The organism is Nostoc sp. CMAA1605, assembly GCF_021596505.1.
Lineage (GTDB): Bacteria > Cyanobacteriota > Cyanobacteriia > Cyanobacteriales > Nostocaceae > Trichormus.
In genome coordinates this window covers 64144-78318 of record NZ_PJIZ01000016.1, presented here as the reverse complement: position 1 = coordinate 78318, position 14175 = coordinate 64144, and the positions used below count along the sequence as shown (strand labels likewise).

Annotated in this window: 10 protein-coding genes and 1 pseudogene; 3 read left to right on the top strand and 8 right to left on the bottom strand. The window is 38.3% G+C overall.

Going from position 1 to position 14175, the window contains the following annotated elements; genetic code table 11:
• A partial coding sequence (locus CV014_RS08580; RefSeq protein ID WP_329608358.1) for an ABC transporter permease occupies positions 1-729 on the top strand: 729 nt, incomplete at its 5' end.
• Positions 730-777: 48 nt separating this feature from the next.
• Here the strand turns inward: CV014_RS08580 and CV014_RS08575 are convergent.
• The 4 genes and pseudogenes from CV014_RS08575 to CV014_RS08565 all read right to left on the bottom strand — a co-directional run bounded on the left by CV014_RS08575 (position 778) and on the right by CV014_RS08565 (position 6968).
• Positions 778-2343, bottom strand: a complete 1566-nt coding sequence (locus tag CV014_RS08575; protein ID WP_236141658.1) for an nSTAND1 domain-containing NTPase — start codon at positions 2341-2343, stop codon at positions 778-780.
• 9 nt (positions 2344-2352) lie between these two features.
• Positions 2353-4917 carry a bifunctional serine/threonine-protein kinase/ABC transporter substrate-binding protein gene (locus tag CV014_RS08570; protein WP_236141657.1) on the bottom strand — a complete coding sequence of 855 codons (2565 nt, stop codon included), beginning with the start codon at positions 4915-4917 and terminating at the stop codon, positions 2353-2355.
• Between the two features lie 3 nt (positions 4918-4920).
• Positions 4921-5049 (bottom strand): annotated as a pseudogene (locus CV014_RS30595) (hypothetical protein); the annotation flags it as partial.
• A 350-nt stretch (positions 5050-5399) separates the two neighbouring features.
• Positions 5400-6968 (bottom strand): iron uptake porin, encoded by a 1569-nt coding sequence (locus CV014_RS08565; protein WP_236141656.1) that lies wholly within the window; start codon positions 6966-6968, stop codon positions 5400-5402.
• A 484-nt stretch (positions 6969-7452) separates the two neighbouring features.
• Here CV014_RS08565 and CV014_RS08560 point away from each other — a divergent pair, with 484 nt between their 5' ends.
• Positions 7453-9771 (top strand): tetratricopeptide repeat protein, encoded by a 2319-nt coding sequence (locus CV014_RS08560; RefSeq protein ID WP_236141655.1) that lies wholly within the window; start codon positions 7453-7455, stop codon positions 9769-9771.
• Positions 9772-9951: 180 nt separating this feature from the next.
• Here CV014_RS08560 and CV014_RS08555 read toward each other — a convergent pair whose 3' ends face one another.
• The 3 genes from CV014_RS08555 to CV014_RS08545 form a co-directional block, all read right to left on the bottom strand.
• The gene (locus tag CV014_RS08555) at positions 9952-10320 is read right to left on the bottom strand and encodes a hypothetical protein (RefSeq protein WP_236141654.1); all 369 of its coding nucleotides are present in this window, start codon (positions 10318-10320) and stop codon (positions 9952-9954) included.
• 89 nt (positions 10321-10409) lie between these two features.
• Positions 10410-10760: a hypothetical protein gene (locus CV014_RS08550; RefSeq protein WP_236141653.1), complete on the bottom strand. Its 351-nt coding sequence runs from the start codon at positions 10758-10760 to the stop codon at positions 10410-10412.
• Positions 10761-10995: 235 nt separating this feature from the next.
• A complete protein-coding gene (locus tag CV014_RS08545; protein ID WP_236141652.1) occupies positions 10996-11613 on the bottom strand; it encodes a hypothetical protein in 618 nt (205 codons plus the stop codon).
• A gap of 587 nt (positions 11614-12200) precedes the next feature.
• Between CV014_RS08545 and CV014_RS08540 the strand changes: the two genes are divergently transcribed.
• Complete coding sequence (locus CV014_RS08540) at positions 12201-14045, top strand: bifunctional serine/threonine-protein kinase/formylglycine-generating enzyme family protein (protein ID WP_236141651.1); 1845 nt, start codon at positions 12201-12203, stop codon at positions 14043-14045.
• Here CV014_RS08540 and CV014_RS29935 read toward each other — a convergent pair.
• On the bottom strand, positions 14042-14173 hold the full coding sequence (locus CV014_RS29935) for a hypothetical protein (RefSeq protein ID WP_268964559.1): 132 nt from the start codon (positions 14171-14173) through the stop codon (positions 14042-14044). The two genes, CV014_RS08540 and CV014_RS29935, sit on opposite strands and share 4 nt — an antisense overlap.
• Positions 14174-14175: the final 2 nt, after the last annotated feature.

The following is a 14175-nucleotide window of genomic DNA, read 5'->3' as shown; positions in this document are numbered from 1 at the left end:
TTTATGTACCTGCCGATTATGGTACTAGGGTTTTATAGTTTCAACCAATCACCCTATAGTGCCAATTGGCAAGGCTTCACTATTAAATGGTATATTAAACTACTCAGTGACGATCGCATCCTCTCTGCGTTAAAGAACAGTTTAATCGTCGCCTTATGTGCAGTCAGTATATCTGCGGTGTTAGGAACATTAATGGCGGTAGGGTTGGCGCGTTATCAGTTCTTTGGGAAGAAGTTATATCAGGGTATTTCGTACCTACCGTTAATTATCCCTGATATTGCGATCGCAGTTGCCACTCTAGTCTTTCTAGCAGCCTTTGCTATACCTTTGAGCCTATGGACAATTGTGGCGGCTCATGTCGTATTTTGTCTAGCCTATGTTGGTTTGGTGGTTTCTTCTCGACTCACCAATTTAGATCCCCACCTAGAAGAAGCCGCATTAGATTTAGGCGCGACACCTGTACAAGCTTTTATTAGAGTCTTACTACCCCAATTAATGCCAGGAATTGTTGCAGGTTGCTTACTAGCATTTGTCTTAAGTTTAGATGATTTTCTCATCTCTAGTTTTACCGCCGGTAGTGGTTACAATACCCTACCAATGGAAATTTTTAGTCGGATTAAAAGGGGGGTTGAACCTGATATTAATGCTTTGAGTATGTTATTGATTGTAGCTTCTGCGATCGTGGCTTTAATCGCAGAATCAATTCGCGCTTTGGGAGATAAAAATTGATGATTATACTAGATACCCGATTCTGCAATCAATCGGGTATCTAATGAATCAATTAACACAAACTTTACAAGCTGCCAGCAAATGTGAGATATTTCTAGCATCATACCCTTGTTCTTCCAAAAGGGATTGGATCTTTCTTAGTTGAGTTTCCAGATGCTGCTGAATTTTAAAATTCTGCACTAACATCTGTTGAATACGCTGCACAATTCTTCGCGTTTGTTCTCGATGCAATTCTTCATCTACGGGATGTTCTGTAATGAATTGATGGGTAATAAACAATTCATTGCCAGAAATTACACCCTTATTCATCACTTCAATAATCTGTTGGTATACCTGCTCAACAAATCTCTCAGTGGTATACTTCAAAATCACTGGCTCTAGCGCATAAATTAATGGTTCTTCCTCTGTATTTGTATATAGTAAAGAATGCTGGCTAATTAAACTATTGACATACTCAATTAGTTGTTGCTGTCGCAGAAATGCTTTACTATCTTGTACTAGTTGATTCCACGAAACGGTATTGCGTCTGATAGCCACACAATACATCAGGTTTACTTCCATTTGTGAGAGTTTTTGAAATTGCTGATTTAAAAAATCAGTAGTCGCTTCATCCATAAAAGTTGTAGATTCACCATTATTCATAAATGGTGATATTTCCCCATTAAAGACAGTTTGAATCCTTTGGATGATTCTCTTGACTATCCAAGGATTGTTGTAAAGTCTGCTAAATTTTCGTATTTCCTCCACTGAACCAAATAAACCTTCTGCTTTGATAAATTCTCTAATTTCTTCATCCCTTAGCGACTGTAATCTTATGGATTCAACAAATTTACCTTCTAGTTCAATATTTTTAGGTCTCCTTCTACTGATTACCACAACGCAACTTTGATGCTGTGTTTTATGAATTTTCTCCAAGAATTGATTATACTGTGCGTAATCTTCACGAATATTATCAATAATCTCATCCCAGGAATCTATCACCATCAGGCATTTTTGACGTTGTAATTCCTGAATAACATCATTCAAATTACCAGCTTCTTTTTCACCTTTGGAAAAGAATTGTATAAGCTGGTTGATAGTTTCTGAAAATGGAGGTGATGATTGTAGAGACAACCAAATTAAACGATGATATTGTTTAGCTACCCTATCTAATAACTGACTAACTAAAGCACTTTTTCCTACACCTCCCATGCCATAGACTAATATCAATCGACAGCGTTTTACTAACTGCTGAAGTTCGCCCAATTCTTGTTTACGTCCATAAAATTTAGTCAGTGCTGGTGCTTCACTTAAATCTGTATTTGCATCCATTTCACTTTCTACTATTTCTTCCCAATCTAATTCTAAAACCTGACAAAAAGCCTTAAAATAATCTGCATCAATCCGCGTTTTTGCTTGTCGAAAACGCGTCCAAGTAGGTAAACTGACAGCGTATTTATCTTCAGAGTTTCCCCATTTTCTATTGGGTTTTAATATTTTACTTGCTTCCCTCAAAAATATTTCATCTATATCAATATCTCCTTCTTTTTCTCTAAATTCGGCAATTTTTTTAATTCGCGCTTCTTTGATACGTTGTTTTCCAAACATAGATGCTTTAAGAGTAAGACGAGGCATAGGTTTTAATTAAGGATTATTTCGTTTTGGTTGTTCGAGTAAAACAAAGTTATGGTCATCACTTCTGGTACTATTTCTCTTAACTTGTACTAAAACACCAACACCTGTAATTTTTTCGCGATCGCCATACCTATCAAATGTGACATTTGTGTTCGCGCCCATCACTGAAAATTTGTTTTGGCGATCGGTTAATATTTTATATATGTTTTCACCATCTTGATCCAAGCCTTTTAGATTTGATGTTTCCACCGCTTTAGAAAATACTTTTGCTGCATCATACGAAGTCATGGTTATCCAACCTACATAACGTGTTTTCCAAAAATTACTAGCTTTATTTTGAAAATCTGCATTAGCCAGACTTGCATGAGAACAGACAGCAATTACCATACCTTCAGCCGAAGATTGCAGAACATTTAATGTTTCCTTATTATAGACAACATCTCCTCCTATCAGTTGAATTTCTGGATGATTAGTTTTCACTGTGTTAGCAATTTCTACGGCAGATTTGAGATAACCAGACGATGGAAATAAAATTAGTACACCTATTGTCTCTCCAGTTCCCCTTGCCGCAGTATCTACTATTTCAATACACCTTTTTTCCGCATCTGATATTGCAGTTAGACTGTTACCATTAGCAGTTAAGTTACACACTATTGGACGAGGATTATTGCTTAATTTACCTAGTTGACTTACTAAAAGTTCTTGAAGTGAATTACTGTATTCATCATTATCATTATAGACAATTAATGTTTGCTTTTTAGTATGATCCTTTCCGATGTAATTAGCTAAATCTTCAGAGGCAATATAATCATTAGAAGCAGTACGGAAAACATATTCACTTAATTGTTGATTTTTCCTCTGCCAATACTCTCTAAATGCCGTACTTGTAGGTGCAATTAAAACGATTTTACCACCGCCATAAATATCTCCTACTCCCTTAATATATTTACTTGTATATCCACCAATGACACCTAATATTTTACTTTGATTGAAATAACTTCCTTGTCCTGGAATTGTTTGATTTGCAATGTTTATAGCTATTGGATTTGAATTTTCTAATGTGTAATTGACTAGTAAAATTTGAAACAAGGGATTATTTTTATCTAATTCATCCAAGGCTTGAACTACACCACGCAATATTTCTAGTCCAATAATAGATTTGTTTTTGTATTCTGCATTAGTAAATGATATTTTTTCTACATCATTCGCAACGACAATCGTAGGAAGTCTTCCTTGACGAGCTAAATTACTTTGAGCGACTGTCGCATTGTATTCTTGAATCCTTGTCTCAGGATCAGGTACACAATTCTGATTAGCCAGGGATTTTTGAATAGATTCTGCGAACTTCCGTCTGGCTTTTTCAAATGTTGCTTGATCACCAGTTTCACTAGCTTCTTTAAAAGCTGCCATACCATCCTGTTTAGCTTGATATATATCTTGACAAGCAGCGTTATTATTAAGCTCAGGAATTAAAGATTCTTCTCCCCTAGTAAAATATTTAGCATATTCATTTTGCTGTGAATCTATTAACTCTCTCAAGGGTTCTGCAAATGGTTCTACTTTTATAGGTTGTTGTATTGCTATGATCAGGTAATGTGAAACAAATACTATCACCAAACTTAATAACGCCAAAGTTACCAACTTAATTGGCACTCGACTTTTAATCAAACTAGTAATATCACTAATATAATGTTTTAAAATATTAAAGAAATTCACAACCTGAGATTGTTTTCTGCCATCCAGAATATCTATAACCTCTTGAGCAGATTGAGGACGGTCTTTCACTTTATGTTTGAGCATTAATTCTAAAGCTGTAGCAAAATGCTGATTACGCACTTGCTGTACTTTCAAAATATCTGTTATATCTGATTCTTTCAGCAGTTGATTAGGGTTTTGATTCCTTGTTAGTAAACACAAGCAGGTTGCAGCCAAAGCATATAAATCTGATGCGTAAGATAATTGATCACCAAAGAATTGTTCAGGTGGTGCAAAATTTTTATCTAGGACTATGGATGTTGTTTCTACAGGAAGTCCTTGTGCTATCTGTTTTACCGCACCAAAGTCTATGAGATATAGCCTCTGATTTTGACTATAACGCATGATATTGGCAGGCTTAATATCTCTGTGTATAGCTCCTTGAGGACGGTCATAGTTATGAACGTATCTCAGGATGTTTAAAATTTCCCTGAGAATATCTATAACCTCATCTTCAGAAAAGCATTCTCTATCTGCAAGTTCCTGCGCTAAATTTTGCCCTTCGACATATCCTTGTACTAAATAATAATATCTCTCCACAAAACCTGTGTTTGCCTCAACTTCTGTGGTAAATGAAGCAAAGTATCTGGGAATCCTCTCATGTATCAATTGGTTCAAAATTTTTGCTTCATTCTGAAACATGATGCGGATGCGATTCTGTGTGGATTGAGGTTGTGCATGGGGAAGCTTTAGCAGTTTAATGACTCTTGTATTATCTGCAAATTCCTCATATATATCTTTTCCTAAAAAAGTCCAGCCAAATCCACCTTCACCTAATAATTCTATGGCTACAAAATGTCCCTGTAAAATTAATGGCATTCCGCAGTGAGCGCAGTTAGCAGCACCAGATTTTATCTGTTCAGGAGAAATAGTATTTTTAGGTTTTTCACAGCCTGGACGAGTACAATAAACATTTATTGATTGACTTTCAAAATTGCTGGAGTTAAACACTGAATCCTCCTGAATAATAAAAAATATTAAATTTATCAGTTTAGATAGGTTTATACCCCCGAATCTTCAAAGAAGGCGGGGATCTATTTGATTATTGTTATGGCAGTGGGAATAGTAGTAGCAAAATTATGTACATGGAAGTTTTGCTGTAGGCTATTAAGAGTTACAACGACTGTCCACCCACTTTTTAAGAAAAATTACTTAAGTAATAATTCTAGTACAGTTCACGATTTTGTAACATAGTATTAGTAATATTGTTTGCAAACAGTAATAAACTCTCAATGAATAAAAACTAACTATTCTGCATACCTGACTGTCTTCAAGCAGTCAGAGTATTTGCATAATGTCGCTTATATCCGAAAAGTTGTCCGAACTACTCCCAGAAAAATGTCGCCGTTTTGTTCGTTGTGATTTGGTGCTGTCAGTAAAATCACAGCAGGAGTAATACTGATTCTGTCATTGATTTGATACCGATAAAACGCTTCAATGTGAAATCCTGTGTCGGGATCACGACGGGGTAAGCCTGATAATTGTGCAGAAGAACCAGTCAATTTAGGCTGCATCCCTACGATGATCCCCCCTAAGTTTCCTTGTTTACCCAAATCAGGAAAGGCTAAAGTTACAGCCCAATTCCAAATATCAGCATCGCCTTTGACATCCCCAGTTAAAGCCCGTGCGTTGATATAACCCACCCATCCACCAAGTTGAAAACCGTCATTGATTTTGAAATTAGCTTCAATACCATAGGAGTTGGAGGAAACTTTCCTATCGTTCAGGTTAGAGGCTAAACTGCCAGTATTATGTCCTAGACCATTTTCGCTGTAGGCGTTGACGTAGGTAACAGCTATTTTGGTATCTTTGTCTTTTGAGTTGGGATACCATATGAGTTGACCCAAAGCACCGTATTTACTGTTAAATAAGCCCCTGCTGGGGTTGTTGGCGTTACCAGCTAGATAGAAAAATTGGGCTTTGAAATTTTCATTGGGTATAAAAGTCACACCTACACCTGTGTCTCCACCCAAGCGATAAACTGTATTGTATCGGCCGAAGCGCGACACAGTACCATAGGCATCGCTTTGTAAAGGATTGATGACATCTGCGTCATCAAAGTAAGTATTAAAACCAGTACCAACGAAAACTTCGACTTTCTTCCCTACGAGAAAACGATATTCCAGCTTGCTGATTGAGACATTATTATTGCTATCACCACCAGATTGAAAACTTAAACGCGCCTCATTTCCTGGTGCAATGGGGTTAACTACATTACTGGCTTGCATTCGTAAAAGCAACCTATCTTTTCCAGTAAAACTGGTGATAAAGTTGATGCGCGCTCGATTGTAAAGTGCGAGGTTACTGTCATCGCCATTTCCTCTACGGCTAGCGTCGCCAACAGCATCTGCGGCTGCAACTATGATTTGTCCCTCAAGTCTTGTGGTTGTAGAAAACTGTTGTTGTTCTAGTTGTTGGGTAACTGTTTCTACAGCGTCCACTCTACCGCGCACAGTGGAAAGTTCCGTGGCGAATTGCTCTTGTAGCTTCTGCACCTTCATTAAATCTTCTTGAGTAGCTGCATTTGCTGTCTCAGCATTCAGACTTTGATTGATTTTGTCTAAACAGGCGTTGAATGCGGCTGCAAACTCAAAGCGAGTCATGGCTCGATTTCCTTGAAAGTTGCCCTTGGGATATCCCGCAAGACAACCGTAACGCTCTACTAGAGACTGCAAAGCCTGAAAAGCCCAATCTGTTGGTTGTACATCAGAAAGTTCATTAACTGGAGTGATGGGTGTAGCATCTAGTTGAGTATATTGATTAAGTTCTGAAAGATGATTTTGAGGTTGATTCAGTGTTTCCAATTGTCTTGATTCTGTGGCGTTGACTTTTGTCAATGGAATTAACAGCCAAATCAACCCAGTGGCCATGCAGGTCAGAGGAGTTATAAGATAATTCAACATTTCTTGAGTCTAGTAGTAGTTTTATTAAATAAAAGTTGCCAATTCATTGTGGATGAATTACGGGACATCGGGTTTTGCTAAAAGAGTGGTGAGTGCTGTTAGCGGTAGCGCGGCGGTTAGCCGGTGCTGAGTGAAAAATAAAATTAGAAAAATGTGTTCTAATTTCACTCTTCTAAATTTAGCTATGGGGGTTCACTCAAAATTGGCTAAAAGCCGTGCTACTGCTAACAGCAATTGCAATTTAGCACTCTTGAACAGTAACGAGATTAACTATATTTTTATTCAAAAATACCAGATTTTAAATCTTTTGTGAAGATGGATTCTGGTTTTTTACTTAAATTTTAATAATTGAACTTCAAGATATTCAACTTGAATTTCAGTTTATTCAAAAGTTCATTTTATAGAAGAATTTAAGTTAAGCTCACTACAAGTAATTATTGATGTTAAACATATGAATGAAGAACAAATATCAACACTGATAGAAGTGGCAAACAATTTAGTTTTATCTCACACTGATGAACCTTTAAATGATGTTCAGAGGTCTATCTTAGAACAAGTTTTGCAGGGAAAGCGGCTCAGGGAGATTCAGTACACGGGATATACTGAAGGCACTGTGCAGCGCATATTTTGCCCTAAATTATGGAACTTGTTATCAGCAGCTACAGGGCAGAGAATTCGGATTAATACAGTAACTGCAACATTACAAAGATTATCTAACGCGCCGTTAGAGGTTGTTAGTTCTCCTTATGAACCACCTATTACTAATAAAAAAGTGCGTTACAATTTACCTGCTCGAAGTTGCTCTACATTTGTCGGTAGAGAGGAAGAAATTATTCGCCTTTTAGAATTACTGTCATATGAGCATCCCGCCCATTTAATTAGTGTGGATGGTATTGGTGGTGTAGGGAAAACAACTCTAGTTTTAGAAGCGGCTTATCGCTGTTTACAAGCTAGTGAAAGACAAGAATCTTTTTTGGGGATGCCTACATTTGACACTATTATTTTTACGTCAGCTAAAGAATATTATCTGATTCATTCAGGTTTATTGCAAAGTTTAGCTCCTAAGAGGACTTTGCAAGATATTTTTCGGCAGATTGCGCGCCAAGTAGATGAGTTAGATATTACAGGGGTGAGTTTTGAAGAGCAATTAGATTTAATTAAGGAGGCGTTATCTCATCAGCGAACATTGCTCATTGTGGATAATTTAGAAACGGTGGAAAATCAACAGGATGTATTAGCATTTTTGCATGAATTACCACCAACAGTGAAAGCGGTGATTACTACCCGTGAACAAATTGTATTTGTGCCGGTGCGTTTAACATCAATGCCAGAATCAGATGCACTGCGTTTAATTCAGTATGAGGCACAAGAAAAGGGTGTTTCTTTGAGTGAAAAAGACAGTCAAACTCTATGTAAATCTACTGGAGGAATTCCAGTAGCAATTAATTATTCTATTGGTCAATTAGCTAATGGCTATCCTATTCAAGAAGTGTTAGGAAAAATATCGGATTTGAGAGGAGATGTTGCGCGTTTTTGTTTTGAAAATTCCGTTAAGCCACTGACAGGAAAAGCAGCACATAAGTTACTGATGGCACTGGCACTATTTCCTATGCCAGCTTTACAAGATGCCTTGGTGCAAGTTGCAGTTCCAGATGTGAACATCTGTGCAATTAATGCAGACTTAGCGCGATTAAGGAGTTTGTCGTTAGTCAGGCAAGAGAATAATCGCTATAGTATGCTACCACTGACCCGTGAGTATGCTTTAGCTGAACTCCAAGCATATCCTGATTTTGAATGGGAGGTAAGAGAGAGGTCGATTCATTGGTATTTAAATTTTTCGGCAACTTACGCTGGACAGGATGCTCAAAGTTGGCAAGGACAGTTTGATGGTTTAGAAGAGGAGTGGCAAAATTTACAAGTTGTGATTGAGTGGTGTATGGTTCAGGGTCGATATGCTCAAATGTGGCAGTTTTGGCAAAATCTGGAAGCTTACACCCATGCGATGGGTAGAAAAGAAAGCCGCCTGCGATATTGGGGCGATCGCCTGATGTGGACGACTTGGTTAATTCCCGCCTCAGAACAACGGGGAGACTGGCCTGTAACAGCTAAAGTGATGAGCGATCGCGCCGTTACTCTCACATCTTTGGGCAGGCTGGAACATTTAGCAGAAGCCGATGAGTTATATAGCAAGGCGTGGGAATTACGTCACCATCAAACCCCTGTGTTTAGGCTATGCTTGGCGAGAAATATCGCTGTGTTGCGAATTCAACAGCAAAATTTTGATGTAGCGCAGACATGGCTTAATCAAGCCAGGGAATTACTAGAACAAACGGAGTTAGGGGAAGAAGAGCGATCGCGGCAATTAGTACAACTTCAGTATTATCAAGGGGAAATTCTCTTTAAAACTAGACAATACGAACAAGCTAAAATCACTTTTCACCAAACCCTAGAATTAGCACAAAAAATTCAATGGATACGTGCCATTTTTTGTACTCAAAATTGGTTAGCGGAAATTGCTATCAGACAAGAAAAATTAGATGAGGCTGAACGACTGCTTAAAGAAGGACTGCGCGTAGCTGAAGCCAATCAAGATAAAATTCGTACAGCATTTTGTCAACGTTCATTATCTGCTTTGTCCATCGCTAAAGGTCAGTTGTTAGACGCTAAGGAATGGTCAAGTAAAGCTTTAGATAATTTTGAAAAATTGGGGATGTCTAAGGAAATTGATGAGACGCAAAATTGGCTACGGACATTAGATGCAGATACATAATAGCAATTCAAAATTCAGAATTACTAAAAAATATTAGTTTTTTATGTGGTTCTGATTTTGGATTGTCCTTAAAATATTACTGAACTTGTATAGGCTGTATATTTATTACATAATAAACCCAAGTCTGAAAATGACTTGGGTTTATTATGTTTGATGTTGGCTTCATTCAGAATTAAATATCTATTGTCTTGGTGTGTAGTCTCCTCCATATCCATAATAATTCATGAAGTAAGTTGTACAGAGATTATACCGACCAAAATCATAAGTCCCATTACTGTAGACAGCTTTAACATCATAAACGCATTGGTCGCTATCGTCATGAAAATTGACTCTTGTTGATTCACCCTTTAATAAGGCATAATTAAGAATATTACTCCCCCAATATTGAGAATATTGAGAAGACACATAAAGCCCAACAATTGTCAATTCATTGCTGTTATAAATGGAGAAGTCACGGATATCTATTGCGCTAGCTTGTTGGCTAGTAAGTGGTATTGTTGACAATACCAAAGTAGTACAGGCTAAAGCGTTGCGTAATTTAGTCAGCATTTTACTAATCTCCTAAGATGCAGAAAATATTAAGTACAACCCAACTGCCAAACTCAACGATATGTACTCAATAAAATGAAGCAAAAGTATCAAAGTGAGCGAATCAGAATTTCACAGCAGGCTGGAGGAGAATCACCCATAGAACCTTTGCCAAAGGTTTGCTCAAATAGTGCTTTTGTTTGGGCGAAAATTAATTGCCATTCTAAATATTCTTCTGCTCCTCCCATGCCAAATTCTGGAATGTGTTGTATGAAGGTGTTGAATAGTGTTTGGCTATGTGTATTATTCATTTGTGTGTGCAGGACAGCATCAATTTCTTGAGTAGGTACTAATCTCATACCTGGATATTTTTCACCTAGCAATAAGAATTGTTTGTACCTTAATTGCTGCTGGAGATTATCGGAAGATGCTGTGGGGGTTGAATGCACTTTGATATTCATAAACTTAATTCACTGTGGCTACTAGGTTCGAGAGACATTGCATAACAACATCTCTACAAAGGTATTAATAGGGGTGTGATGTATATACGGTTCAATTTGGTTAAACCGTATATTAAAAGCAGCATTGACAAAGCCAACTAAAACCTTGATTATCTAGAAATAACAAGAGTTTCAGCCGCAGAGATGACTGATTATGGAATACTATCCGCGAATTATTTCTTAACAATTGCTGGAGTTAATAAATCTCAGATGTGGAACGGATGGTGTCAGGATGAATGCGGAAGGATGCAAAAAAATCGCTGGACTCTTGGGTAAATTGATCTGTAGTTACAGCACCTAAGAAGAAAACTCTTTGATTAACTACAAAGGCGCGATACTGTCCCCTTGTCCCGTCACCGTGTCTCATCAAAATATCTAAACCAGGGTGTCCGTCAATTTCATAGTCGGTGCTTCTGACTATGACACCGCTAAGTCCTAAACCCTCTTTGAGTGCGATCGCTAACATTTGTCTCTTTTCCACAAGGTTTAATTGACCTGCGATGGGAAAATCTTTGAAGGTCACTAAGTAGGAAGTGCGGGTAGTGGGGCTGTAAGCTAATAGTCTGTCAACTTCATTGGTTGTCACTTCCTTCGGTATAATCACACTGCAACCTCCGACTGAATTCACTAGTCTTTGTTGAGCTATGAAATTAGGCTGTTGCAATATCGGTTGATTTACCGTCTCGTTTGCGGAAGTGGGTGGTTTAACTGATGCTGTCGCTGCGTTCTGTATTCCAATGTTCAGCAATGCAGCTAGTATGATGGCGGTGTTCTTGGAAGTGTTGCTGTTAGGAAGGTTTGGGGTAGGTGACATAACCTAGATCCTCTTGTCTGGGTTAACTCTATATCTTGCTGTGCAACTCCTTTTTATGCGTACATTACTCATGGAGTATTGGTGAATTGCACCTGCACAAGATTTACCCTATAGAAGAATTACTGATTGCGCTAGGCTCACAACAAACTGATCATTTACTGATCAGTGCATCAGATATAATGGTCTGCCGAATAAATATGATACTTAAATATTTGGGAATTTATATTTAATTTGTATCAAATTTATCTATTCATTAAACATAATTCCAAAAGTTAAAATAATCAAGAATTTTATTTTTTGTCCTGAAAAATTAAGCACATATATCTGAAAATATTGCTTAAATATCAATGCTAAAAAATCCTCTTGACAAGTTAAATAGCTGAATTATATTATTAGTTTATTCGTGAGAATATGATTGCTAAACTAAATAGTAGTCAGTTAAAAGTAACAAATAAATCTACTTGGTATGTATCTTTTACTCACAGTATAGATATCAAGTACCTGAAGAATCTTATTTGTTTCAATATCAGTTTCCAATTTCATAATATTGGGGCTAACTTTGGACAAGATGCTACCCTCTCCTCATTATGCAAATTTGCCAAAATCCCAATTGCTCAAATCCATTCAACCCTGATGGCAATAAATTTTGCATGACTTGCGGGCAAAGCAGTTTTGGCCAATTGCTGAGAAACCGTTATCGTGTGTTGCGGCTATTAGGTGAAGGTGGATTTAGTAAAACTTACGCGGCTGAAGATGTAGACAGGCTGAACGCGCCTTGTGTGATTAAGCAATTCTTCCCCCAAATTCGCGGAACGGGACAACGAACTAAAGCCGCCGAATTCTTTAAGGATGAGGCTTTCAGGCTATATGAACTAGGGGAAAATCATAACCAAATTCCTAGATTATTGGCTTACTTTGAACAAGGTTCAAGCTTATATTTAGTGCAGGAATTTATTCCTGGGTTAACTTTGTTACAAGAGTTGTTCAAAAGTCCTTTTAACGAGGCACAAATTCGTCAGGTTTTATTTGATTTATTGCCTGTTTTAGATTTTATTCATTCTTGTAATGTTATACATCGGGATATTAAGCCAGAAAATATTATTCGTCGTGATGGTGATGACAAGCTAGTATTAATAGATTTTGGTGGTGCTAAACAAGTTACACAAACTAGTGTAGCTCGACAAGCAACTGTAATTTATACCCTTGGTTATGCCCCGACAGAACAAATGGCAGGTTTTGCTTGTCCTGGTAGTGATTTATATGCTTTGGGTGTGACTTGTGTACGCCTATTAACGCAATGTTTGCCGATACAAAATCTTTATGGCAATATCGATGATGGTCTTTATGACCCGATGAATGCTAAGTGGCTATGGCGAGATTATTTAGAAAAGAAAGGTATTTTTGTTAGTGATAATTTAAGTAAAGTTTTAGATAAATTAATTCAACATTTACCTAGTGAGAGATATCAATCAGCCAAGGAAGCGTTAGAGGATTTAAAAAATACCACTATCCCTGAGATTGAAACGCAAATATTCTTAGTCAACCAACCGACATTAGTACCATTACAGCCCAGTTTACAAAAAACTCAACTGCCACTACCATCCTTACAAAATTGTGAATTTGAGGTAGTGACGGTAGATACTGGGGGACGTGTAGTAAATCGCGATCGCCATACTACCCAATTTTTTGTTGAAGAAATCAGCAAAGATATCACCCTAGAAATGGTAGAAATTCCTGGGGGTGAATTTAGGATGGGTTCGCCTAACTTTGAAGGCGACGCTGACGAACGCCCACAACATCAAGTCGCGATCGCACCTTTTTTCATGGGTAAGTATCCCATCACCCAAGCCCAATGGCGGGCTGTCGCAGCTTTACCCAAAATCAATCAACCCCTAAACCCCTATCCTTCTAAATTTAGGGGTTATCATCGACCAGTGGAAAACGTCTCTTGGCACGAAGCAGTAGAATTTTGTGCCAGATTATCCCAAAAAACTGGCCGAGAATACCGTTTACCCAGTGAGGCGGAATGGGAATACGCCTGTCGCGCCGGAACTACTACATCCTTTCACTTTGGCGAAACTATCACCCCTGACTTAGTTAACTACAGCAGTAGCGACAACACCGACAAAGAAGCCAAAAACCGCCCCCGCAAAGAAACAACGGATGTCGGTAGTTTTCGGGTAGCCAACGCCTTTGGATTATACGATATGCACGGGCTAGTGTGGGAATGGTGCGCTGATCCTTGGCACAACAACTATCAAGGCGCACCCACAGACGGGAGTGTGTGGGAAGAAGGCGGCGATATCTATCGGCGAGTTTTGCGCGGTGGTTCGTGGAACTTTGGTGCAGAACTCTGCCGCAGTGCTAGCCGCAGTTGGAATGAGTCAGACGGGGGATTAAGGATTTGTGGGTTTAGGGTTGTTATTGGTTAATATTGGGCATCGGGCATGGGGCATTGGGCATTGGGCATTGGGCATTGTATTTTTCTCCCCCTGCTCCCCCTGCTCCCCCTGCTCCCCCTGCTCCTCATCTCCCTTGTCACCCAGTCCCCAGTCCCCAATC